The sequence below is a fragment of the Methylobacter sp. genome (genome assembly GCF_030680395.1).
Classification (GTDB): Bacteria; Pseudomonadota; Gammaproteobacteria; order Methylococcales; family Methylomonadaceae; genus Methylobacter_A.
Map to the genome: position 1 here is coordinate 63,815 of NZ_JAUXVR010000036.1, position 23,863 is coordinate 87,677.

Genomic DNA, 23,863 nt, shown 5'->3' on the forward strand with positions numbered 1-23,863 from the left:
GCGTTGCCATGCAACGTCTCCATTGGAGTTAGAAATGGGTCTCAGCGTTACTCACTTATTAGTTGTATTAGCCATCGTCATTATTGTTTTTGGCACCAAGCGCTTGCGCAATATCGGTGCTGATCTGGGTGGAGCCATCAAAGGCTTTCGTTCGGCCCTTAAAGAAGGCGAAGAAGATAAGCCCGCCGAAGATAAGAGTGAAGCTATCGACGGCGAAGTCACTTCCAAAAAAACCGATAAAGATTAACACCTATGTTTGATGTAGGATTCTCGGAACTTTGTCTGATCGGCTTGGTCAGCTTATTGGTGATCGGTCCTGAAAGATTGCCCAAGGTGGCCAGGCTTGCAGGATTCTGGCTCGGTAAAACACGCAGCATGGTGGCTTCCGTCAAGGAAGAAATCAAGCTGGAACTGCAAGCCGAAGAAATGCGGCAGATATTCAAGGAGCAGTCCGGCATGGAAGATATTCAGCAAATACTCGATGAAACCTCTGACACGCTCAAATCTACGATTGACCCGTTGCAGACGACTTCAAAAGTTCAGAGCGACGTGGATGCAGGAGCGCTCGCCGAACCAGAGCAACAGAAGAAACAGGTATCGATAGATAAAGCCGAACAGCATGAGCCAAAATAATTTTAACGAGGCTGGAGAGCACTCCTTTATCAGTCATCTGATTGAATTGCGTAACCGCCTGTTGAAAGCGGTTTTATGCGTATTAGTTGTATTTTTGGGGCTGGCTTCATACGCCAATGAAATTTACAGCCTGTTGGCCGGTCCCCTGATGCAGCACATGCCGAAAAATAGCACCATGATCGCTATTGATGTGGCCTCTCCCTTTTTCACGCCGTTTAAACTGGCGCTGATAGTTTCGGTATTTATCTCCGTTCCCTTTATTCTTTATCAGTTCTGGGCCTTTGTAGCGCCGGGCTTGTATAAACGGGAGCGACGCATGATCTTACCGTTGCTGGTTGCCAGCACCCTGCTGTTTTATATGGGCGTAGCCTTTGCCTACTTCGTGGTTTTCCCGCTGGTTTTCGGCTTTTTGACCGCCGCCGCGCCCGATGGCGTAGCGGTAATGACCGATATTGCCAAGTATCTCGATTTCGTTTTATCCCTGTTTTTTGCGTTTGGCGTTTGTTTTGAAGTGCCGATATTCACCATCGTATTGGTCTGGACCGGACTGGTAACACCCGCCGACCTTGCCGATAAACGTCCTTATGTCATCGTCGGTGCGTTTATCATAGGAGCGGTTTTAACCCCCCCTGATGCCATCTCGCAAACATTATTAGCGGTACCGATGTGGATGCTGTTTGAGCTGGGCTTGTTATGTTCCCGGCTTTTTGTACCCAAGCCTGATAGCGATTATCAAACACCCGATGATGCCGAAATGGATGCCCGATTGGATAAAATTGAACGGCAAGAAGATGAATAATCAAGCACATGCGTTTTAGCTGCAACAATAAGCAGATTACTTGATAAACCACGATTTTTTTACCTTGGCTGTTCTATATTCTTCGTAGAGTTATGTTAGGTTGAGCGCATAAATATCACACTTTCTCCTCGCCCGTGAATAACAATTGTCCAGCCTCAATTTTTTACCGGTGAACAGCTTTTTATAAAATCTGCTAATGACAATATCATAAAAAAAACAGTACAATACACCAAGTCAGAAAACAGATGTTGAGTTAAGGGATTCCTAAATTGTTAGGTTGTCCGGTTATCAATGTTGTAGTTCTGTGTTAACCGTAAGTTTTTATTTTAGGAGTTTCAAAATGGCAACAGGCACTGTAAAGTGGTTTAACAACACGAAGGGTTTTGGTTTTATTGCACCTGCTGATGGCGGCGAAGACGTTTTTGTCCATCATTCAGTTATTCAGGGCGAAGGGTTTAAAACTCTGACTGAAGGCGACACAGTCACTTTTGACATCGAATCAGGTCCAAAAGGCTTAACTGCTGCTAATGTTTATTCCAAATAAGGAATAAACAACTTTAAAAAAAGCCCTTGTGATAACTCACAAGGGCTTTTTTTTGTCTTCCTGTTTTTTAAAATTATTTTAACGGACGACCTTTAGCATCTTTGTTGATCTGTCCGCCAAAAAGCAGAATGCTTTCTACAAACCCCCAGAGCGCCGCAAATCCGGGCAATCCGGTTACGTAAAGTATCACCGTCAGTGTTAACTGCATAAAACCCAGCCTGTAAAAGCCCAGATAAAACCTATGAGCTCCTGTCCAGCCCAAAAATAACGCCAGCACAGCGGCCAGGTATTTATATTTAACGGCTTTAGGCGGTTCTAAATACGCGCCCACCAGATTAATATTGCTCGCAATGGTTCCTTCGGCATCAAAGTTAACGTCATCGCCTTCATCCGGCGGCACGTCCGCGACCCAACCCTCTAAATGAAACGTAAACAACGCTCCTTCAGTTTTTATGACTCCGCTTTGCGAATCGGGGTCATAACTTTCAATCTGTCCAATCATTTACCATCTACCTTTAAAATTAGGACGTCCTATTGGTCGCCATTTATAACCGCCAGGGTCACAAGTACCCAGTGAACACTACAATACCAGCCAAGATCACTCATCATGCAAACGTACGGCTAAAACATCACACAGCGCGTGATGCAACACTCCGTTTGCGGTTGAACCCAGCAACAGGGCGAAACCATGCCGACCGTGCGAGCCGACTACGATTAAATCCACCTTGTTTTCTTCAGCAACCCTGATTATTTCCAATTTAGGGCTGCCCGTTTCCATCCACCGACAATCTTCAGCAATATTAAGTTTGTCAGCCAGATTGGCCAGTCTCTTTTTTGCAGCTGCCATTAACTCGGCAGTTAAATCGAGATCAAAAGGAATAGTTGATCCATAAGCTGCATCGGTAATCAACAAATTATCCATCACATGCACAATACTCAGTTTTGCCTGATATTTCCCGGATAAATCTTTCGCTCTATTGGCAACGGCCTCGCCATGCTCGGAAAAGTCAGCCGCCAGTAATATGTGTTTATAGCTTTCCATGATGTCTCCTATTGAACACCGGCAACTTCAGGAAACAATAAGGCCATTACCTGATAAGATCCCAGTATGTATAAAAACGCCAAGCCTAAACTAAAAGTCCAGGTTTGTCCCAGCGCATTGCGAAAAATATGTCCGGTAACTGCCCAATGCCAAATCATTAAAACTATTGTTATAGTAAATACCAGTAAAGTGCCTCTTCCGATCATCATTGAGGCCATTCCCGGCAGGGCAAAAAAACTAATCAATGCATCAGTACCCAGTAAGGCGCTGCTCGTTTGATATAATCGCTCCGACTTTCGCCCTACATACAACATCAGCCAACTAAATCCGACCACCAACAAAGCTCCGACAATAGCCTGTAACAGTGAGTTAAGCCAGTTCGTATGGATACTTATCATCAAAAAACTGACGATAACATCAACAACAACCAACAGCCGCAACAACCATACAGAAGGCGGTAAATTCTGCGGGCCTTTTTTAAACAGGCAAATATCAAATAACAGCTTTATGACTTCAAACATGATTTTCCTGTTCAGGGAGCTGTCGGTAACGTCTCATTAACAACAGTTAATCGATAAAAATTATCGCCCTAAGACGCGCAGCTTTATTTCTTCGTGTCCAGGCAATTGCTCTTGCAATATATGCCCATGCAGTCGTTCGGGGTGAATAAAAAGGCTTTAAATCGCTGTAAGCCATCAGAATTATTTGACCGCTTCGATCTTTTCCTCTGCTTCCATCCAAGCGGCTTCTGCATCATCCAAAGCCTTATCGACTTTTACTTTCCGCTCCATCAACTTTTTTAATTGCTCTTTTTCCGATTCCGCATAAATTGCAGGATCAGCCAGTTGATGTTCCAGTTGGCGCTGTTCATTATGATGTTTTTCAACGGCAATTTCAGCTTTTTTCAGGGCGTCAAATAAAGGCTTATGTTTTTGCCTGCGTTCTGCATCCAATTTTCTTTGATCTTTCCTCGACACTGTCTGCGCACTGTCAACAACGGTTTTTTCCTCGCCTTTTTTCTGCTCCGTCAGCCACACGCGATAATCGTCAAGATCGCCATCGAAAGGCTGCACCTTCCCGCCTGACACCAATAATAACTGATCGGTCACCGAGCGCAATAAATGCCGGTCATGCGAGACCACCACTATGGCGCCTTCATAGTCCTGCAAGGCCACGCTCAGGGCATGACGCATTTCCAGATCCAGATGGTTGGTCGGTTCATCCAGCAGCAACAGATTGGGGTTTTGATAAACCAGCAGCGCCAATACCAAACGCGCTTTTTCTCCGCCGGAAAAGGGCTTAACGGCTTCCATAACCTTGTCCCCGCGAAAATCGAAACCGCCCAGGAAATTGCGCAAATCCTTTTCTGTCGCCTGCTTGTCCAGTTGTTGCAAGTGCCACAAGGGGCTTTCATCGATGCGTAATTGCTCAAGCTGATGCTGGGCAAAATAACCGATTTTTAACGCTTCAGCTTCATTCCTTTTACCGGATAACGGTTGCATATCGCCTGCCAGTACCTTGATCAGGCTGGATTTACCCGCGCCATTCGGCCCGAGCAAGCCGATACGGTCGCCCGGCGATATCGACAACCCAGCCTGTTTAATCACGCAGGTTTGATCGTAGCCGATATCAACCTTATCCAGCGTTAACAGCGGATTAGGCATTTTTCCCGGCTTGGCGAAGCTGAAATCGAACGGCGAATCGACATGCGCCTGTGCGATCAGTTCCATGCGCTCCAATGCTTTAATCCGGCTTTGCGCCTGCCTGGCTTTAGTGGCTTGCGCCTTAAAGCGGTCGACAAAGCTCTGCATATGGGCGATTTCGCGTTGCTGCTTTAGATAGGATGACTGTTGTTGCGCCAGTTTTTCGGCACGCATGCGTTCAAAAGCCGAATAATTGCCGGTATAAATTTCGGCCTTATCCTGCTCAATATGCACGATATGATCGGTGATGGTATCCAGAAAATCCCGGTCATGAGAAATCAGCAACAAGGTGCCTGGATATTTGCAAAGCCAGTCTTGCAGCCAGATTACCGCATCCAGATCCAGATGGTTGGTGGGCTCATCAAGCAATAATACGTCCGAGCGGCACATCAAGGCCTGAGCCAGATTAAGCCGCATGCGCCAGCCGCCGGAAAACGAATTGACCGCATTGATTTCCTGATCGGAGATAAAGCCCAAACCGTTCATTAACCGCGAGGCTCTGGCCTGTGCGGTATAACCGCCGATGTTTTCCAAAGCCGCGTGCAGTTCAGCCTGTTTCAAGCCGTCATCAGCCTGTTCGGCAGCAAGCAATTGCTCTTGCAAGCGCCTTAATGGCTGATCGCCGTCAATGACATAATCGATGGCGGAACGGATGACGGCCGGCGTTTCCTGCGCAACATGAGCGATTTCAAGCCCCGGCGGCATCGAAAAGTCGCCCTCATCCAAATGCAGCTCGCCTCTGACCAGCGCAAAAAAACTGGACTTGCCCGCACCATTTGCGCCGGTAAAACCTACTTTTTGGCCTTTATGGATAGTGAAAGAAGAATTGGCAAACAATACCCGCGCGCCGCGGCGTAGGGTTATATTTCTAAAATTTAACATTAAACAGTTTTAGTTCTTAGGTTGCGGTTGAGCGAATAATTTAAAGCACCGAGGCTGACGTTAATTGCTAAAATTTAAACGACCCGGTAAACACCAGAAAGGATATATTCAATATCGCCAAGCCGATTAACAGATAGATTGTTATCTGCATTCCCAATACTCTTTTTTTGAAGTCCTTTGCGGGAAGCCCCATAGCATGCAATATTCGCCCGATTAACAGCGCGGCTCCCAATATATGGATAAGTATCCTCGGCGCTCCGTTTAATTCCAATGTTAATAACAGCATTAGTGTTACAGGAATGTATTCCACTGCATTTGAATGAGCGCGGATTGCCAATTGCAGCTCTTCATTTCCGCCGTCACCCACACTTACCCGGTTTTTTCTACGCAGTTTTATTACCGCCAGAGTAAGTTTTACTATTAATAAGGCCGATAGCGATGCGTATATTGACGTAATCATGGCTTTTTACCGGTAAGGAGAATTCGAAAAGAGCCCGCAATGCTTTACCCTGCGGCACGCCTCATATTTTTAGGCAGCACGCTCAATCATTTTATCCGCCTGCTCGGCAAATTGTTCAAGATTACCTTTTTTTACAGTCTCTACCGGAATAACCAGCGCAGTACTCAGATTGATATAGATATAAACATAGCGTTTGCCGTATTCCACTCTTACCAAATCGCCCCAGGCCATTTTATGCTTGCCGCTGGGTGATTTCTCCAGCAGATAAGCGGGATTGGCAGGATCGATGGTCAGCGTATAGGTACCGAACATATTGATTTTTTCTTTAGGGGTATAGTTTTTAAGTATCTGCCTGCGCAGATCCAGCATCATTATTTTGGGCGACAGCAACGCCCAAAGTATCGCAATAACCACGACATACCCCGACGACTTCATATCGCCATAATAAAAGTAATAAAACGACCCGATGAGCCCCATGATGCCCGGCACTATCCAGCGGTTTTTCCTGATATTGTTTTGTATCTCTTCATTTCTCATGAATTGCATTTCATTAAAATGGATTAAATCTTCTTCGCGGAATTCGTATTCAATTTCAAACATGTTTTTGGTCTTTGTAAATGGTTATAAAAAGTAACTACGCGGGTGATTAAAAGTTCAATAAAAAAAAAGTTCAATAAAAAACCCGCAGATACATAAAATTTTAATGCATTTTTATTTTTGCATGAGCGCTACGCCTGAATAAATTAGAAAGCGTCAACATTGACGTTCTAAAATAACCGTGTACAGCCACCTGATGCATTTTATACAAGGACAGATAAACCACTCTGGCAATAAATCCCCCAATGCTTACCGATCCCATCAAATTGCCCATCAGATTGCCGACCGTAGTGTATTTTCCCAATGCAACCAGCGACCCGTAATCGAGATAGACATACTTCACCAACTTGCCGCCCTGTAACCGGTTGACTATCGATTTGCTTAAGGTCGATGCCTGCTGATGCGCCGCCTGAGCCCGCGGCGGCACATTGCCGTCATGCCCCGGCCAGGGACAGGCCGCGCAATCGCCTATGGCAAAAATAGCATCATCACCGGTTTTTAAAGTTTCATCGACCACCAACTGATTGATCCTGTTAATTTCCAGGCCGTCCAGGTCTTGCATCCAATCCGGCGCTTTAATGCCCGCCGACCAGACTTTAAGATCCGCCGGAATTATTTCGCCATCGTGGGTATGAACGCCCTCCCTGGTTACCTCGATCACCCGGCGACCCAGTTTAAGGTCGATGCCCAGCTTAACCAGCTGTTGTTGTGTCGCATTGGCTAATTTGACAGGCAATGCGGGCAACAATTGATTAGCCGCTTCAATAATGGTCAACTTCACATCACTGGACTCATCCAGACCGTAAACCGCCAGCAGATTGGTCACCTCGTGCAATTGCGCCGACAACTCGACGCCGGTGGCTCCTGCACCAATGATAACGATGGACAGAGTCTTATCGGCGGCTTTACCGGCATGGCTTTTAATATACGACTCAACCAGCTGCTTTTGAAACTTGAACGCCTGCGTGGTGGTATCCAGAAACAGGCAGTGTTCCGCCACACCCTTGATATTAAAGGTGTTACTGATGCTTCCGACCGACATCACCAGCGTATCGTAACTGAACGTGCGCCTCGGGATTAGCTCTTCGCCGCTGTCGCTCAGTGTGGGGCTGACATGAATTTCCTTTTTCTGCCGGTTCAAGCCTTCCATTTTACCCAGCCTGAAGCGAAAATGATTCCGATGCGCCTGGGCGAGATATTCGATCTGTTCGGATTCATCCAGCGTACCGGCTGCAACCTCATGCAATAACGGCTTCCAGATATGCGTCGGTGAGGCATCCAGCAACATGACCTCGGCCAAGCCTTTTTTGCCTAATTTTTTACCCAGACTGGTGGCAAGTTCCAAACCCGCCGCCCCGCCGCCAACAATCACTATCTTGTGTTTTTCATTATTATTATCAGTCATTGCCATCCCCCTCAAAAAGCATTATTTTTCTGTACTATAGCATTATATCGAATCAACTCGATTGTGACCGATTTTGCTAAGCGTGGATTTGCAATGGACTGAGTTTCGAATTAGTGGTGGGTTGATGGAGACATGCCAAAGACGACTTTTACAAGCACGGAAATAATGCTGGTTCGGGATCGGGTAAAAATGGAGGCGCAATACGACTACGCTAAAGATTGCTGTTGACTGATAGAGCTGGCGGTATAAACCGATTAAGAGCGCAGATGACCCGAATCAACGCTCTTAGAAGCGGCTATTTACTAGCCCCAGCCTGGAATGAAGCGTTTTTATTTTAGGCTATAAGGGAAATGCAAAACTCGGGGATGTCAAAGCGCGTTTCACTGATCGGTTTGTTATGTTGGAGCATAATCGCCTTATGGCCGCCTTTAGGCTGGTATAAAGTAATTTCTCCGTACTCCGCATGGCTACCTGAAAAGAACATTTCTCCCTCCAAGTCTTTGCGCACCAGATTGGTCATTTCTTCGTAGATTTTAGAGAAATCATCCAGGCTTATTTCCGAGAACTTTAACTCTTTCATTTTTCTTCCTTTTGTTTTAAGTGGAGCGAGACTTTAAATTAAAGTTCCTGATATTTTTCCACAAAAAAATATATATTGAAACAATAAGTTAATAATCATAAGCGATGTAATTTCTTAGCATTTACAGGTGTATTATTTTTCAAGGAGTTACAACTTGAAAAAACCTTATTAAAAAACAGCATCCCAACTGCCGCTTTAGCAAATACCGCCTAAACTATCAGTAGATGAACACCGGCTTCATATGCTCATCGAATGCAAACATCATCAAAACGACCTCAACCAGCGGCAGTTCCCATTGCCCCACCTTGCACCGCGACTGGTAGTTTTTCTCGCTGTCATCCCGATAACGCCCGATCATGGCTAATACCGTGACCGACTCAACGGCATTGATTTTAGCCGACCAATGCTGAGCGGCCTGTTTCGATAAAGCTGAACTTTTTGCGAGCTTGGACCTAAAAAGCTGTTTGGAAATTATCCGGAAAGACCGCGAGCAACAAGGCTTGTCACTTCAAAGCTCATCTCAATGCCTTGGCTTCTTTGACCTGCATTCTGAGCTTCCAAACAGCTTCTAAGAAATTAAATTGATTTCCGTGCTGTCTTACGGCTCGCTCTCTGCATTGTGCTGGACGAGTATTGCAATCTGTTTATATAAGGAGTGGAGAAACTATAGCGATTGCGCTCAGGTTTCGACAATAGCTCCTGCATGTGCTGTTATCCCGTAAGCATCCGTCAATATAGAACAAAGACGCCGAGCTTTGATATGCAGTGAGCATACACATTGACAATTTTTGTCATGAATAATCCCGCTCACCAAACAACGCGGTGCCGATTCGGACGATAGTCGAACCTTCGACTATCGCGGCTTTTAAATCGCCAGTCATGCCGAACGAGAAAGTATCCAGCTCGGGTCGATGCAGTTTTGCAACCGCCTGATAAAGTGTTTTATAGGGCTGGCATTGTTGTTCAAAATCGTCTTGCGGAGCAGGAATAGCCATTACGCCGCGCAGTTTCAGCTTAGGCAGTTTGGCGACCTGCTCGCACAGTTGTGGCAGTTCGGCCAGAGTAATGCCGGATTTGCTCGGTTCGTCGCTGATATTGACTTGCAGACAAATATTGAGCGGCGGCAAATGGGCCGGACGCTGAGCACTCAAGCGCCCGGCTATTTTTAAGCTATCGACGCTGTGCACCCAATCGAAATGTGTCGCCAACGGCTTGGTTTTATTGGACTGTATGGGGCCGATAAAGTGCCAGGTAATATCGTAAGCACCCAGCTCCTGTTGCTTTCTCAATGCTTCCTGCAAATAATTTTCGCCGAAATGACGCTGACCGGCTTGGTAGGCGGCGGCAATATCTTCGGCCGGCTTGGTTTTGCTGACGGCTAATAACAGTACCGAACCGGGCTGGCGGTTACAGGCAAGTTCTGCATCGCTGATTTGCGAACGTATTTGTTTGAATCTTTGCGCTATGGTTGTTGTCATGGGTTGTCGATTATTAGGTAACACAATCAGTAAAAACTAACACATCACCATACATTCAAAAAACAAAAAGATGAACTATGCTATAAAGATAATTTTATTTTCTGTCTTCAAGAGGATGTTATGGATATTGCCGAATTACTGGCTTTCTCAGCTAAAAACAAAGCGTCGGATTTACATTTGTCGGCGGGGCTCCCGCCTATGATCAGGGTTGATGGTGATATTCGGCGCATCAATATTCCCGCATTGGATCATAAGGAAGTGCATGCGCTGATTTATGACATCATGAATGACAAGCAACGCAAGGATTATGAGGAATTTTTAGAAACCGATTTTTCGTTTGAACTGCCCGGCGTCGCCCGGTTTCGTGTTAACGCGTTTAATCAGGAGCGTGGCGCCGCCGCAGTATTCAGAACGATTCCCTCGGTAATATTGAGCCTGGAAGACTTAAAAGCTCCCAAGTTTTTTGAAGAATTATGCCAAAAACCGCGCGGTATGGTTCTGGTGACCGGTCCTACCGGTTCCGGCAAGTCAACTACGCTGGCGGCGATGGTTAATCACATTAACTGCAATGATTACGCGCACATACTTACCGTAGAAGACCCTATCGAGTTTGTTCATGAAAGCCAAAAATCATTGGTTAACCAACGTGAAATCAAACGCGATACCCACGGTTTTAACGAAGCGTTGCGTTCAGCGCTACGGGAAGATCCCGATGTTATCCTGGTCGGTGAAATGCGCGATCTTGAAACCATTCGACTGGCCATGACTGCCGCTGAAACCGGTCACCTTGTTTTCGGCACATTGCACACCACGTCGGCCGCCAAAACCATCGACCGTATTATCGACGTATTTCCTGCCGCCGAAAAAGACATGATCCGGGCCATGCTTTCCGAATCGTTGCAGGCGGTTATTTCGCAAACCCTGCTCAAAAAAATCGGCGGCGGACGTGTTGCCGCGCATGAAATCATGGTCGGTACTGCCGCTATCAGGAACCTGATTCGTGAAGCCAAAGTGGCGCAAATGTATTCGGCGATTCAAACCGGACGCAAAGACGGTATGCAGACGCTGGATCAGAATATGAAAGAACTGGTGGATAAAGGGCTGATTACAGCAAAATCAGCTATGGAGAAAGCGGTTAATAAGGATATGTTCCGCTAGGAACATTCATCCTGAAAACCGCAGTGGAGCGGCTTCCACACCATCCAACTGCGGTTTATGGGATGATGCGGACTCCAGGATTAATAACTGGTAAAATTCCCCTATTTGACACCCAGCGAGAACTTATGACTGCTCCAGAAGCGCTATACCAATCAACACTGTCGTCTTTAAAGCTCCGCGCCCGCGGCAAAGTGCGGGATATTTACGACATCGACGACAAACACATGCTAATTGTGACCACCGACCGGCTGTCTGCATTCGATGTGATTTTGCCCGATCCGATTCCCGGTAAAGGCCGTGTTTTAACCAACGTGTCCAATTTCTGGTTTGAAAAAATGAAGCACGTCATGCCCAATCACCTGTCCGATATTCCGCTGGAACAAGTCGTGCCCGATGCCGCCGAGCGTGCGCAGATTGAAGGCCGTGCCATCGTCGTTAAATTATTGAAGCCGCTGCCGGTCGAAGCGATTGTGCGCGGTTATTTGATCGGTTCAGGCTGGAAAGATTACCAAAAATCCGGCGCGGTTTGCGGCATTAAATTGCCCGAAGGTTTGCAACAGGCGCAGCAATTGCCGGAGCCTATTTATACGCCGTCCACCAAAGCCGAAGTGGATCAGCATGACGAAAACGTCTCTTTTGAAAAGACCGTTGAATTGATGGGACAGGATTTGGCGGAAAAAGTGCGTGATGCCAGCCTTAAACTGTACAAGGAAGCCGCCGCCTACGCCAAAGAGCGGGGCATTATTATTGCCGATACCAAATTTGAATTCGGCGTCGACGATGACGGCGTTTTATACCTGATCGATGAGGCGTTAACTCCCGATTCATCGCGCTTCTGGCCTGCCGATCAATATCAGGTAGGCATCAGCCCACCCAGCTTCGACAAACAATACATCCGCGATTACCTGGAAACATTGGATTGGGATAAAACTGCGCCGGGGCCGCATTTACCCACTGAAGTAGCTGAGTATTGCGCGGCGAAATACCGCGAAGCGGAAGTCAGGTTGACGCAAGGTTAATTGTTAAACTCGAGTGATATTCAATTCGCCCACGAAAACATTCAAAGCTCGTAAGGCGTAGGCCAGAATAAGACCATCCAAGCGCGTAGCGCGTAGCGCGAGGTGGCGTTTCCGGCGGATACGAGGGATGCTTGCCGGAAACGCCGATTCTCGCTGCCGCTCGAACCGGCTTATTCCGGCTACTGGGCTAAAAACTGGAATACGGCCAATCGCTAACATTGCTATTGCACTTTACCTATGCCGCTGACCGCTCAGATGCTTTAATCTTAACCCCGTTAACAGCAATGTTACGGTGTACATTAGCAAACCTAACCCTATCCATTTCACTAGATTAATCACGCGCGCCGTCGAACTCCAGTCATTCCACCAGGCTGCATCGACAAAATAATAGAGCCCGGCAGACATTGCCCCGGCAGCCAGCGATACCCTGGCAAAAAACAGCCACCAGCCGCTGGCCGGTTGATAGATCTTGTCCTTGTGTAATTTTCTCAGCAACAAGACTGCATTAAAAAAAGCTCCCAGGGATGTCGCTAAAGCCAGCCCCGCATGCGCCAGCGGAAAAACCAGCACCACATTCAGGCCTAGGCTGACTATCATCGCGTAAACCCCGTAGCGAACCGGCGTTTTCATGTCGCCACGCGAGGTAAAGCCCGGCACCAGCACTTTAATCAGGATAAAGCCCAGTAGGCCCACCGAATATGCCTTCAAGCTCAATCCGGCAAAATGCACGTCGCTGACGCCGAACTCATTATATTGAAACAACGTCGACAGCATCGGTTCTGCTAGCAATACCAAACCGATAGTCGCGGGCAGCCCTATCAAAACCACCAGCCGCAAGCCCCAATCCAAAGCATTTGAAAAAGCGGCGGTGTCTTCCGCAGCATGGCTTTTGGATAAATTCGGCAAGATGACCGTCCCCAGCGCAAGACCTAAAATACCCAGCGGAAACTCCACCAGCCGGTCGGAATAATACAGCCAGGACACGCTACCCACGGTTAAAAACGAGGCAATCAAGGTGTCCAGCAACAAATTAATCTGCGTCACTGAAACGCTAAAAATGGCCGGCAGCATCAGGCTTATAATCCGTTTAACGCCCGAGTCATCAAAACCCAATCTTGGTCTTGGCATCAGCCCCAAGCGCATCAACGAGGGCAGCTGAAACAACAGCTGCACGATGCCCGCCGCAAAAACGCCCCAGGCTAAGGCCGTTACCGGCTCGTCCATCAATGGCGCAAGCCAGACGGCGGCGGCAATCATGCAGAGGTTCAAAAAAACCGGCGTTAATGCGGGAACAGCAAAGCGTCCATGTGCATTCAAAATGCCTCCGGCAAACGCCACCAACGCAATAAAAAACAGGTACGGAAAAGTAATCCGCAACAGTTGCACGGACAGCTCATACTGGGTTCCCTGCCACATAAAGCCGGGAGCCAGCAACATGATCAGCACTGGGGCGGCCACTATGCCGACCACCGTAATCAACAGTAAAAATACGGACAGCGTTCCTGCAGTTTTATCGATAAACTGTTTTAACGCGACCTTGCTGCCCCGCTCTTTATAATCGGACAGCACCGGAACAAAGGCATGTGCAAAAGCGCCCTCGGCAAATAGACGACGCAAAAAATTGGGAATTTTAAATGCTACAAAAAACGCATCGGTTGCCGAATTCACACCGAAAATATGCGCAATCAACATGTCCCGGATGAACCCGAGAACACGAGAGATCAAAGTCATGCCGCCGACAACCATGGTTGATTTAAAAAGCTGCCTGCTCAACGCCGCCCCTGTTATAACAAGTCAAAAAGTTTGACAATAATATCATTTATAATGATAATACACGGTTTAATTCACTTACATTTCAAGAATCGAGACACTATGGCTAATACAGCACAAGCTAAAAAGCGTGCGCGACAAGCGGAAAAAAGCCGTATTCGCAACGCAGGACAACGTAGCAACTTACGCACCTTCATCAAAAAAATCATTGCCGCAGTTAAGCTTGGCGACAAAGAAAAAGCGCAAGCCGCCTACAACACTGCTGTTCCGATTATCGATTCAGCAGTTACCAAAGGCATTATTCACAAGAATAAGGCCGCACGCGGTAAAAGCAGACTGAATGCAAAAGTAAAAGCTATCGCTTAATCGCTTTAGCATCGCTCAATAAAAAAGGCCGGACTCATTGAGTTACGGCCTTTTTTATTGTATGGCTAATCGCGTTAAATAATCACCAGATTATCCCGATGTATCAGCTCTGAATCATCGAAATAACCTAGAATGCTTTCAAATTCCAAACTGCTCTTGCCCACTATTAATTGAGCATCGGCATTGCCGTAATTAATCAGCCCACGCGCGATTTCCAAGCCGCTTTCATCGACGCAGGAAACCAACTCACCACGATCAAACCTGCCCGATGCCGACTTAACGCCGACTGCCAACAGGCTTTTACCCTCATTCTGCAACATCCTGACCGCGCCCGCATCCAAAACCAACCGTCCTTTAACCTGCAACTGCCCGGCGAGCCAGCGTTTTCTGGCCACCAGCGGCTCTATGTCCGGCAATAGATAGGTACCCAAATCAGCCCCGGCGATTACGGAGGTAATAACATTGTCGACAGCGCCCGCAGCAATCACTGTCGCAGCGCCGGACCTGGAGGCCAACCGCGCCGCCCGTACTTTGGTACACATGCCGCCCCGCCCTAATCCACTACGACTATCGCCAGCCATTACATCCAGCCGATCATCGTTAACACTGATCTCGGAAATTAATTTCGCGTCGGGATGCAAACCGGGATCTCCCGTAAACAGGCCCTGCTGATCGGTCAGAATAATCAGCAAATCGGCCTCGACCAGATTAGCAACCAATGCCGCCAGCGTATCATTATCGCCAAAGCGGATTTCTTCGGTTGCCACCGCATCGTTTTCATTAATAACCGGCACTACGCCAAACTTGAGCAAGGTCAGTAACGTGCTTCTGGCGTTTAAATAGCGCTGCCTGTCCGATAAATCGTCATGAGTTAATAACACCTGCGCCGCGTGCAACCGATGCCGCTGAAAATTATCGTCAAATACACGCACCAAGCCCATTTGACCGACAGATGCGGCCGCCTGTAGCTCATGCAATGTCTTGGGGCGCACCTTCATACCCAAACGACACATACCTTCTGCCACGGAGCCCGAAGAAACCAGTATCACGTCGATAGATTGCTGCCTTAAGCCTGCCATCTGCTCAACCCAGGCAGCGATGGCAACCTTATCAAGGCCCTGTCCACCCTTGGTCAATAAAGAACTGCCTATCTTGACGACAACCCGCTTAACTTTGGCGAAATCAGTCCTGTTCACTTTTTTCTCGCCGCTGCTGTTCCAAAAAGCTCATGATGGCAAACATCAACTCTCTCGTACCATCACCATTAATCGCCGCAATTTTAAAGACCGGCCCCGTCCATTCCAGCTCATCGACAATAGCCTGGCATCGCTCGTCGACTTCATCAGCGGGCAGACGGTCTATCTTGTTCAATACCAGCCAGCGCGGCTTGGCGGCCAGTTCATCACTCCATTTTTCGACTTCGTGAATGATTTTTTTAGCTGCTTGCACCGGCGATTCCATGCTTTCGTAGGGCTCAACGTCAATCAGATGCAACAATAACCCGGTGCGCAACAAATGCTTAAGGAACTGCAAACCAAGACCCGCGCCTTCAGCTGCACCCTCAATAACACCGGGAATATCGGCAATAACGAAACTGCGTAAATCATCAACGCTAACCACGCCCAGATTGGGATGCAAGGTCGTAAACGGATAGTCGGCAACCTTCGGTGTTGCCGCCGATACCGAGCGAATCAAGCTGGATTTTCCGGCATTGGGCATGCCCAGCAAGCCGACATCGGCAATCAGCGTTAGCTCCAGATTAAGCCTGCGATGCTCGCCCTCGCTGCCTTTGCTGGCTTTTTGAGGCGCCCTGTTAACACTGCTTTTAAAACGCGTATTACCCAGACCATGAAAACCGCCCTGGGCAACCAATAATGTCTCGCCGACTTTGGTTAAATCACCTATGACCTCACCCGTTTCCGCATCCGAAACCTGCGTTCCAAGCGGCACAGGCACATAGCAATCATCGCCTTTCCTGCCGGTACAGTTACGGCTCATGCCATTTTGGCCGCGCTGCGCTCTGTGTACGGCATGATACCGGAAATCCACCAGGGTATTTACATTCTCCGCTGCAATCAGATAAACGCTGCCGCCATCGCCGCCATCGCCACCGTCCGGCCCACCCATCGGAATATATTTCTCGCGCCGAAACCCGATAGTACCATTGCCGCCATCGCCCGCCTCTACGCGAACTTCTGCTTCGTCAACAAATCTCATAAATCACATGCCGTCAAACTTCAAACTCAACCGATAAAAACAAAAAAAGCCCCGCCATAAACGGCGGAGCTTTTTAAAGTTGCCGGATTACACAAACCCGACCTAACTGTCCCGCCATATTATGGCGCGATACAGCCGTATGTCTTACGCAGCAACAATACTGATAAATTTGCGGCTATTAGGTCCTTTAACCTGAAAAACCACTTTGCCATCAGCTGTTGCAAACAAAGTATGATCTTTTCCGCAACCTACGTTATCACCAGCGTGAAACTTGGTTCCACGTTGACGAACGATGATATTGCCCGCTGTCACACTCTCTCCACCGTAACGCTTAACACCTAATCTTTTCGCATTAGAGTCACGTCCGTTACGAGTACTACCACCAGCTTTTTTATGAGCCATCTGTAACTCCTAATATCTTAAGCAGAAATGCCAGTAATCTGGATTTCTGTATAGTACTGACGATGCCCCATTTGTTTCATATGGTGCTTACGTCTTCTGAATTTAATAATTTTGACTTTTGCATGTCTACCTTGAGACAGGACAGTCGCTGTAACTTTGCCGCCTTCGATAAAAGGCATGCCGACCTTAACAGCATCGTCTGACTGAATCATCAGTACTTTATCGAATTCAATGCTGTCGCCTTCGCCTAGCTCCAGTTTTTCTATTTTTAAGTAAGTACCTTCTTCTACGCGGTACTGTTTACCACCTGTTTGAATTACCGCATACATCGGCGCAAGCTCCATCAAGCATTAATCTGTTTAAAGTGAACAAAAAATTATATTTTTAAAACAAGGGTAAGTCAATCTAAATTAAACTGACACCCTAAAATATCTTATTAAAATAGCACAAAAAAGCTATTGCCCTCAACCAACCTACTCAATAGCATGGGCGATTAATGTTCTATTAAGTTATAATAGCTTAGCAGAATTTGATTTTCATAGCTATCACTATGAAAAATAACCCAAACTTATACGCAGCACTACATAATGGCATCGCACTCACAATCACCCGCTAACACTACTGCACCCATTAATTTTGATTCAATCAAAAAATTAACTACATCTGAGGCAAAAGCTGTCGATCAACTCATTATTAACGAGTTAAGTTCCGATGTTGTCCTCATTAACCAGATGGGCCACTATATAGTTGGCAGCGGCGGCAAAAGATTACGACCAATGTTGCTGTTACTGGCGGCCAAGGCGCTGGGAGGAGCCAGCGATAATCACCTGCTTCTGGCTGCGGTCATCGAATTTATCCACACCGCCACACTGCTGCATGACGACGTTGTTGACGACTCCGACCTCAGACGCGGCAAAGAATCCGCCAATGCCGTCTGGGGCAACGCGGCCAGCATTCTGGTAGGCGATTACCTTTATTCCAGTGCGTTTGAAATGATGGTGCGTACCGGCAATATGCGGGTAATGGAAATCCTGTCAAAAACCACCACAGCCATTGCCGAAGGCGAGGTGCTACAACTTTTAAACTGTAATAATCCCGAGACGACAGAACAAAAATACCTCGAAGTTATTGCCAGAAAAACTGCTATCTTGTTCAGCGCCGCGACCAAATTGGCCGCCGTTATCGCAGGAGCGTCAACCGAAACAGAACAAGGGCTTGCGTTATACGGCCAACATTTAGGCATTGCTTTTCAACTGATTGATGACGCACTCGATTACAAAGCCAGCAAAGACGAACTGGGCAAAAATCTCGGCGACGACCTTGCCGAAGGCAAGCCGACCTTACCGCTGATTTACGCCATTCAAAACGGCAGCGAAAGCGAGGCCAAAATCATTATTGATGCGATCAAAAATGGTGACCGTGATGCCTTTAACGAAGTTTACGCCATCGTGCAAAGCACTAAAGCCATTGATTACACAGAACAGCGCGCCGACGAAGAGGCTCAAAAAGCGATATCCGCATTAAGCGTCCTGCCTGATTCCGAATACAAACAAGCGTTGACGTTATTGGCGATGTTTTCTGTCCAACGCAATTACTAAAACTGCGCTTGTTTAGCCTTTAAGTAGCGCATTATAAGCATGCGCTTTTTCAAGCAGCAGATTATATTTACGCTCAACCTTGTCCATTACCTCGGTTAAAAACTGCGTTACCTCGGCATCTTCAATACCTTCTGCCGCCGACAACATATAAGCTTCCAACTCGCCAACCGCATCGACATCGACAATCTCATCAAGCAGAGTCGCTGCCTCAGAAGCATTAATAGCCTTAACCAGCTTATTTGCAGCCGAGCCCTGCTGTAACAACTGTTGCAGCATGTCAACCGCCTGGGCCATCTCCTGAGCTTTTTCATTAACTGCCTGAAGCAGCGTTAAATTCTCGGTGAACTCAAGAAAATCGTTCACCGCTTTTTTAAGCTCGTACAAGCGAAGCTCGTGTTTTGCCTTTATTGTTTGCCGCATAGTTATATCCAGTTCACCAAAAAATTGCGTCAATTATAATTCAGATTTTGATTTATCCACCGATTCGGTGATGCTTTCAGGTTTTTCGGCCAATGCCGTTTGAGCAATCAGCTAACCCGATGCAAACCATTACCTCTTGAATTAACATAGTTCAGGCTGGGCCGGAATATGCGCATGGCCTGGCAAGATTACCCTGCGACATACGCTAAAAACGCCTCGACCGGCATCGGTTTTGCATACAGATAACCCTGCACGTACTCGCAGCCGACCGCCATCAGCAACGCCCGCTGACCTTCGGTTTCCACGCCTTCCGCGATCGCCCGGTCGCCGGGATCGGTTTCCAGATCTCGGACGAAGGAGCGGTCGATTTTCAGGTAATCGATGTTGAATTTTTTCAAATAGGCCATCGCCGAATAACCGGTGCCGAAGTCATCCAGAGAAAGTTGAATCCCCGCCGCGCGCAACAGCTCCAACTTCTCGGTAACAGCCGAACAATCATCCAGTAACAGACCTTCGGTAATTTCGACAACAAGAGAGGAAGGAGCGATACCGACTGCCTGCAAATAATCAATGAAAGCTTGAACGCCGCTATCTTTGGTGAACTGGCGCGGCGACATGTTGACGCTAATCTGCCCTACACCCTCCTCTTCGTTCAGGACATGCCAGCGTTTAACGGTGTCCGCAGCCTCGCGAAACACCCAGGCGCCGATTTCCTGAATCAGGTCGGTTTCTTCGGCGATAGGGATAAACCGGTCGGGCGGCACCATGCCCAGTTCGGGATGATGCCAACGCAACAGCGCTTCGGCCTTGACCGCCCGGCCGCTGGCAACTTCGATTATCGGCTGATAATACACCTCAAGCTGGCCTGCACCGAGCGCGCCGCGCAAGTCGTTGACCAGTTCCAGACGTTGCCGAGCCTGCTCCAGCATGCCGTGAGTAAAGAAACTGAAACAGTTGCGTCCCATGTTTTTGGCGACATACATCGCCTGGTCGGCACAGCCGATCAAGACTTCGGCGTTATCTGCATCCTGCGGATAACCGGCAATGCCTATGCTGGCGGAGACATAAGCATTATGCTCGCCAAGCCGGAACGGCCGTACCATGGCATCAAGGATGCATTGCGCCACCCGATCCTGCGGAACAACGTCGTCGACTTTAGACAAAATCACCACAAATTCGTCGCCGCCCAAGCGCGCCACGGCATCCGATTCCCGCACACATGAACGAATGCGTTGCGCCGCTTCCACCAGTAAATCGTCGCCGGCCTCATGGCCCAAGGTGTCGTTGACTTCCTTGAAACGATCCAGGTCGATAAACAGTACCGCCAGACTATAGTCGCCGCGTTCGGCCTTGGCGATTTCCTCGCGCAGGCGATTGCCGAACAAGCGCCGGTTGGGCAATCCGGTCAACTGGTCATAACTGGCTTGGCGGTACATTTGCTGTTCGATGCGCTTGCGCTCAATGGCGATGGAACTTAAATGCCCGGCTTGCAGCAACAGGCTAACATCGGCCTCATCGGGCGCTCCGACTTGATTGATATAGAGGGTTACGACCCCCAGCAATTGGTTGGATGCGGAAAAAATCGGCTCCGACCAGCAGGCCGCCGCTCCGGTTTCGCGGATAAACGACTGGCAAAGCGACCAGCACCGATGCTTTGCCATATCCTCCACGATTATCCTTTCGCCACACAACGCCGAGGCCACCCAGCCGCGGCAACCACCGTTCTCCTCGCCCGGCATCTGCGGATTAAGCTTCGCTCTATACGACTCAGGAAACGAAGGTGCGGCTAAGGTTTGCAAGTGTTTTTTCTCATCATCCAGCAACAAAATAGCGCATTGCCGCCCGGACTTTGAGGATTCGACATACAAAGCCACCTGCTCCAGAATGCTGTTAAGGTTGTCGCCATGCGCCATTTTTTCGAACACGCACTGGCGGTTGGCTTCAACAATTTGTTGCTGACGGCGATCGCTTAAATCGAAACCCAACGCCAACACGCTATCGACTTTGCCATCGACACCGTATTCCGGCACTATTTTCATTGCGTGGCTGACCAAACGGCCGTCGTCGTCAGTCCATTCCAGCGATACCTCGGCTTTTTTACCACTACGCATCACCTCGGCCAGTATAGCTGCGTACGAATCCGCGGAAATATTGGTGGCCCGCCATGATTCACTCAGCGGGTTGCCTAGTGCTTCCGATTCGGTTCGGCCGGTAATTTGCCAATAAACCGGGTTGACATAAATGCGGCGAAAGTCGCGGTCGTAGCGCACCACCATGGTCGGCAGGTTGTCCACCAGCGTCCGCAATTCCCGCTCACGCTGAGACAGTAAATTCTCAGCCAGCTTGCGTTCGGTAATGTCGCGGGCAATTGAAATCACAGCCGTCACCTCGCCATGCGCCCCGAATTCCGGCGCATAGCGGTTATGAAAATAATGCAATTGGCCATCGGGGGCGATAAACTCCACCTCGCTCTCGTCAGCCCGGCCTGTTTCCAGCACTTGCCGGATAATCTGCACCAGTTTTTCCCCTTCGCGCGCACTGACTACCGACGCATCCGACGGCATCCTACCCATAAGCTGAGCAACCGGTTTTCCGCTTAACCGCTCCACAACAGGATTGACATAGATACGGCGGCAATCCTTATCGTAACGAAAGATAGGATCGGGCGAGTTTTCCACCAACACTCGAAACTCCTGCTCCCGCTGCAACGCCCTCGCTTCCATCTGCTTCCGCTCGGCAATGTCGATCATCAGCCCATGCCACTCGGTACTGCCATCCGGCTGCCGTTGCGGTGTGGAGCGGATTTCGATCCAGCGCAATCCCTTGCCGGGGTGAAAGCTACGGATTTCGATACGGTACGGCGACAGCTTCCGTCCCGACTCTTCCAGCTGAGCAATCACGCACGGCAAGTCGTCGGGGTGGTAGCGCGCCCGCAGCACAGTTGCGTCGTCGCGAATATCTTCGGGGCTCAACCCGAACAGCGCTTCGATGCCTGCGCTGGCAAACGGGAAGCTGGCATAGCCATCGGGGTTCAGGCGAATAGTGTAGATAAAGCCCGGCACGCTGGCGGCAAGACAGGAGAGCTGTTCTTCCAATTGCGCGCGTTTGAGCAAGTTCAATTCATACTGCTTGCGCTCGGTAATATCCCTGATGATACCGACCAGAACAGGTTGTCCGTTATTATCCGAAAAACAGGTTTTTGTGGTAGAAATCGTTTTCTTGACGCCCTGTGCATCGGTAATTTCTTCTTCACTGACATTTTCCAAGCCGCTGCCGAATACCGCCTCGTCAGTCTCCCGGAATGCGCGTGTCTCGTGTTCATGGAAGTAGTCTGAATCGAATTTACCCAGCAGTTCGGCGCGGGGATGACCGATAAGGTCGCAACATGCCTGGTTAAGCAGAATCCAGCGATGTTCCCTGTCCTTGACGAACACCGGGTCGGCAATGGCGTCTATTACCCTGATCAGGAACTGCCGCGACTCGAATATCGCCTGCTCCGACTGTCGACGCTCCAGTTCCGCCGCAGCGCTGGTCGCCACCAGTTGCAGCATTGATGTGACGGCAAGCTCATCGCGCATCGGCTTGCCGTCCATCACCGCAATCAGGCCGATGACCTTACCGGTGGAATCCCAGAGCGGAAGACCGATATAGCTTTCGACCTGCATATCCGCCAGCAGAGCATCTTCGGGAAACTGCTGTTGCACATTCCCCGGATAACAGCACAGCCCACCCGCCATAACATTCTCGCAAGGCGTGTGTTCGAGACTGTATCGCATGTTAGGGAGCACTTCGCCCTTGGCGTAGATGGCAACCGTTTCGGCGTGGCTGGGCTCTGCGGACAGTTTGTCGATAATCACATAATCTACTTCCAGCAACCGGCCCAAATAACGCGCCAGCGCAGTCAGGAACGCCTCGCCGCCTTCCATCCAGACACGCTGGGCGATGAACTTCAGCGTATTCTCGACTCGCTTGCGCTCCTCGATTTCCTCGCGCAGCAAACGGTTTCCGATGCTCAGCTCAGCGGTGCGCTGGGCAACCTTCTGCTCCAGTTCCTCCTGATGCCTTTGCAATTGCACATTTTGTAACTGCAGTTGCCGCTGCATAGCTCTCAAGTTCAAATGCGCACCGACCCGTGCGATGACTTCATCAATCTGCATGGGCTTGCTAAGGTAATCGACTCCACCCGCATTGAAGCCGTTGATTTTATGCTCGCTCTCCCCCAGAGCGGTCATAAAAATCACCGGTATATCGGCTGTCTCTGTATCGCGCTTTAGCCCGTCGGCAAACTTCGAAACCGTCCAACTCCGGCATCATCACATCCAGCAGAATCAGGTCCGGTTTTACGAAAGCGGCGCGTTTCAAACCCTCCGCACCGTCCTGGGCTATCAGTAGCCGGTAGCCACGGTTTTCCAGGCTATCCATCACCACGCCCAGATTGGCCGGAGTGTCGTCGATAATCAAAATAGTGGGTTTATCACACATGACTGTTTCGCTGCTCATGACTCGCTCCCTATTCAGCGTTTGTAATTCAGATCGATTCCGGCATGGGCCGGAATAAGAACATCCAAGCACATAGCGCGAGGTGGCGTTTCCGGCGAATTCGGGCGATTATTGCCTGAAATGCCAGTTCTCGCTATCGCTAGAACCGACTTATTCCGGCCTTGTATATTAAATACATCTCTAAAACACAGGATTATGTGACACAAAAAAGTTTATAGTGATAAGTGATTTTCTGGGGAAGCCGATCCGGCCTTAAGCTCTGAGCTTGTTCGTAGATAGGCTCCCCACCC

General features: G+C 48.8%; 26 protein-coding genes. 8 read left to right on the plus strand and 18 right to left on the minus strand.

Annotation, left to right across the window (positions count from 1 at the left end; translation table 11 throughout):
* Positions 1-34: 34 nt before the first annotated feature.
* From tatA to Q8L79_RS14935, 4 genes are all read left to right on the plus strand, one after another.
* Positions 35-247 (plus strand): Sec-independent protein translocase subunit TatA, encoded by a 213-nt coding sequence (tatA, locus tag Q8L79_RS14920; protein ID WP_305272672.1) that lies wholly within the window; start codon positions 35-37, stop codon positions 245-247.
* Positions 248-252: 5 nt separating this feature from the next.
* Positions 253-633 carry a Sec-independent protein translocase protein TatB gene (gene tatB / locus Q8L79_RS14925; RefSeq protein WP_305272674.1) on the plus strand — a complete coding sequence of 127 codons (381 nt, stop codon included), beginning with the start codon at positions 253-255 and terminating at the stop codon, positions 631-633.
* Entirely contained in the window at positions 620-1,432 is an 813-nt protein-coding gene (gene tatC / locus Q8L79_RS14930; protein ID WP_305272676.1) for a twin-arginine translocase subunit TatC, read from the plus strand. The genes tatB and tatC overlap by 14 nt, the downstream gene beginning before the upstream one ends.
* Before the next feature lie 340 nt (positions 1,433-1,772).
* Positions 1,773-1,976 carry a cold-shock protein gene (locus Q8L79_RS14935; protein WP_006890819.1) on the plus strand — a complete coding sequence of 68 codons (204 nt, stop codon included), beginning with the start codon at positions 1,773-1,775 and terminating at the stop codon, positions 1,974-1,976.
* Between the two features lie 73 nt (positions 1,977-2,049).
* Here the strand turns inward: Q8L79_RS14935 and Q8L79_RS14940 are convergent, their stop codons facing one another.
* From Q8L79_RS14940 to Q8L79_RS14985, 10 genes are all read right to left on the minus strand, one after another.
* Positions 2,050-2,478, minus strand: a complete 429-nt coding sequence (locus Q8L79_RS14940; protein WP_305272679.1) for a TM2 domain-containing protein — start codon at positions 2,476-2,478, stop codon at positions 2,050-2,052.
* 96 nt (positions 2,479-2,574) lie between these two features.
* Positions 2,575-3,018: a universal stress protein gene (locus Q8L79_RS14945; protein WP_305272681.1), complete on the minus strand. Its 444-nt coding sequence runs from the start codon at positions 3,016-3,018 to the stop codon at positions 2,575-2,577.
* Between the two features lie 8 nt (positions 3,019-3,026).
* On the minus strand, positions 3,027-3,539 hold the full coding sequence (locus tag Q8L79_RS14950; protein WP_305272684.1) for a hypothetical protein: 513 nt from the start codon (positions 3,537-3,539) through the stop codon (positions 3,027-3,029).
* Between the two features lie 180 nt (positions 3,540-3,719).
* Entirely contained in the window at positions 3,720-5,603 is a 1,884-nt protein-coding gene (locus Q8L79_RS14955; RefSeq protein WP_305272687.1) for an ATP-binding cassette domain-containing protein, read from the minus strand.
* Positions 5,604-5,670: 67 nt separating this feature from the next.
* Positions 5,671-6,063 carry an MAPEG family protein gene (locus Q8L79_RS14960; protein WP_305272690.1) on the minus strand — a complete coding sequence of 131 codons (393 nt, stop codon included), beginning with the start codon at positions 6,061-6,063 and terminating at the stop codon, positions 5,671-5,673.
* 69 nt (positions 6,064-6,132) lie between these two features.
* Complete coding sequence (locus tag Q8L79_RS14965; RefSeq protein WP_305272692.1) at positions 6,133-6,663, minus strand: YcxB family protein; 531 nt, start codon at positions 6,661-6,663, stop codon at positions 6,133-6,135.
* A 100-nt stretch (positions 6,664-6,763) separates the two neighbouring features.
* Positions 6,764-8,065 carry an NAD(P)/FAD-dependent oxidoreductase gene (locus Q8L79_RS14970; RefSeq protein ID WP_305272695.1) on the minus strand — a complete coding sequence of 434 codons (1,302 nt, stop codon included), beginning with the start codon at positions 8,063-8,065 and terminating at the stop codon, positions 6,764-6,766.
* A 334-nt stretch (positions 8,066-8,399) separates the two neighbouring features.
* Complete coding sequence (locus Q8L79_RS14975; protein WP_305272698.1) at positions 8,400-8,645, minus strand: hypothetical protein; 246 nt, start codon at positions 8,643-8,645, stop codon at positions 8,400-8,402.
* A 217-nt stretch (positions 8,646-8,862) separates the two neighbouring features.
* A complete protein-coding gene (locus Q8L79_RS14980) occupies positions 8,863-9,003 on the minus strand; it encodes a hypothetical protein (protein WP_305272700.1) in 141 nt (46 codons plus the stop codon).
* 433 nt (positions 9,004-9,436) lie between these two features.
* Positions 9,437-10,123, minus strand: coding sequence for a YggS family pyridoxal phosphate-dependent enzyme (locus Q8L79_RS14985; RefSeq protein ID WP_305272702.1), 687 nt, complete (start codon positions 10,121-10,123; stop codon positions 9,437-9,439).
* A 120-nt stretch (positions 10,124-10,243) separates the two neighbouring features.
* On the opposite strand from Q8L79_RS14985, the gene Q8L79_RS14990 reads away from it, so the two are divergent.
* Both Q8L79_RS14990 and Q8L79_RS14995 read left to right on the plus strand, forming a co-directional pair.
* Positions 10,244-11,281, plus strand: a complete 1,038-nt coding sequence (locus Q8L79_RS14990; RefSeq protein WP_305272705.1) for a type IV pilus twitching motility protein PilT — start codon at positions 10,244-10,246, stop codon at positions 11,279-11,281.
* 125 nt (positions 11,282-11,406) lie between these two features.
* On the plus strand, positions 11,407-12,300 hold the full coding sequence (locus Q8L79_RS14995) for a phosphoribosylaminoimidazolesuccinocarboxamide synthase (protein WP_305272708.1): 894 nt from the start codon (positions 11,407-11,409) through the stop codon (positions 12,298-12,300).
* A 231-nt stretch (positions 12,301-12,531) separates the two neighbouring features.
* Here Q8L79_RS14995 and murJ read toward each other — a convergent pair whose 3' ends face one another.
* Positions 12,532-14,073 carry a murein biosynthesis integral membrane protein MurJ gene (gene murJ, locus Q8L79_RS15000; RefSeq protein ID WP_305272710.1) on the minus strand — a complete coding sequence of 514 codons (1,542 nt, stop codon included), beginning with the start codon at positions 14,071-14,073 and terminating at the stop codon, positions 12,532-12,534.
* Positions 14,074-14,172: 99 nt separating this feature from the next.
* Here murJ and rpsT point away from each other — a divergent pair, with 99 nt between their 5' ends.
* A complete protein-coding gene (rpsT, locus tag Q8L79_RS15005; RefSeq protein ID WP_006890844.1) occupies positions 14,173-14,436 on the plus strand; it encodes a 30S ribosomal protein S20 in 264 nt (87 codons plus the stop codon).
* 74 nt (positions 14,437-14,510) lie between these two features.
* Here the strand turns inward: rpsT and proB are convergent, their stop codons facing one another.
* The 4 genes from proB to rplU all read right to left on the minus strand — a co-directional run bounded on the left by proB (position 14,511) and on the right by rplU (position 17,384).
* A complete protein-coding gene (gene proB / locus Q8L79_RS15010) occupies positions 14,511-15,632 on the minus strand; it encodes a glutamate 5-kinase (RefSeq protein WP_305272713.1) in 1,122 nt (373 codons plus the stop codon).
* Entirely contained in the window at positions 15,619-16,653 is a 1,035-nt protein-coding gene (cgtA, locus tag Q8L79_RS15015) for an Obg family GTPase CgtA (RefSeq protein ID WP_305272716.1), read from the minus strand. Before cgtA ends, proB begins: the two co-directional genes overlap by 14 nt.
* A gap of 144 nt (positions 16,654-16,797) precedes the next feature.
* On the minus strand, positions 16,798-17,055 hold the full coding sequence (gene rpmA / locus Q8L79_RS15020) for a 50S ribosomal protein L27 (protein ID WP_305272718.1): 258 nt from the start codon (positions 17,053-17,055) through the stop codon (positions 16,798-16,800).
* 17 nt (positions 17,056-17,072) lie between these two features.
* Positions 17,073-17,384 (minus strand): 50S ribosomal protein L21, encoded by a 312-nt coding sequence (rplU, locus tag Q8L79_RS15025; RefSeq protein ID WP_006890855.1) that lies wholly within the window; start codon positions 17,382-17,384, stop codon positions 17,073-17,075.
* Between the two features lie 258 nt (positions 17,385-17,642).
* On the opposite strand from rplU, the gene ispB reads away from it, so the two are divergent.
* Entirely contained in the window at positions 17,643-18,653 is a 1,011-nt protein-coding gene (ispB, locus tag Q8L79_RS15030; RefSeq protein WP_305272721.1) for an octaprenyl diphosphate synthase, read from the plus strand.
* Between the two features lie 12 nt (positions 18,654-18,665).
* Here the strand turns inward: ispB and Q8L79_RS15035 are convergent, their stop codons facing one another.
* From Q8L79_RS15035 to Q8L79_RS15045, 3 genes are all read right to left on the minus strand, one after another.
* On the minus strand, positions 18,666-19,073 hold the full coding sequence (locus Q8L79_RS15035) for a hypothetical protein (RefSeq protein ID WP_006890862.1): 408 nt from the start codon (positions 19,071-19,073) through the stop codon (positions 18,666-18,668).
* Positions 19,074-19,261: 188 nt separating this feature from the next.
* The gene (locus tag Q8L79_RS15040) at positions 19,262-23,305 is read right to left on the minus strand and encodes an EAL domain-containing protein (RefSeq protein WP_305272730.1); all 4,044 of its coding nucleotides are present in this window, start codon (positions 23,303-23,305) and stop codon (positions 19,262-19,264) included.
* Positions 23,277-23,573 (minus strand): response regulator, encoded by a 297-nt coding sequence (locus Q8L79_RS15045; RefSeq protein WP_305272732.1) that lies wholly within the window; start codon positions 23,571-23,573, stop codon positions 23,277-23,279. Before Q8L79_RS15045 ends, Q8L79_RS15040 begins: the two co-directional genes overlap by 29 nt.
* Positions 23,574-23,863: the final 290 nt, after the last annotated feature.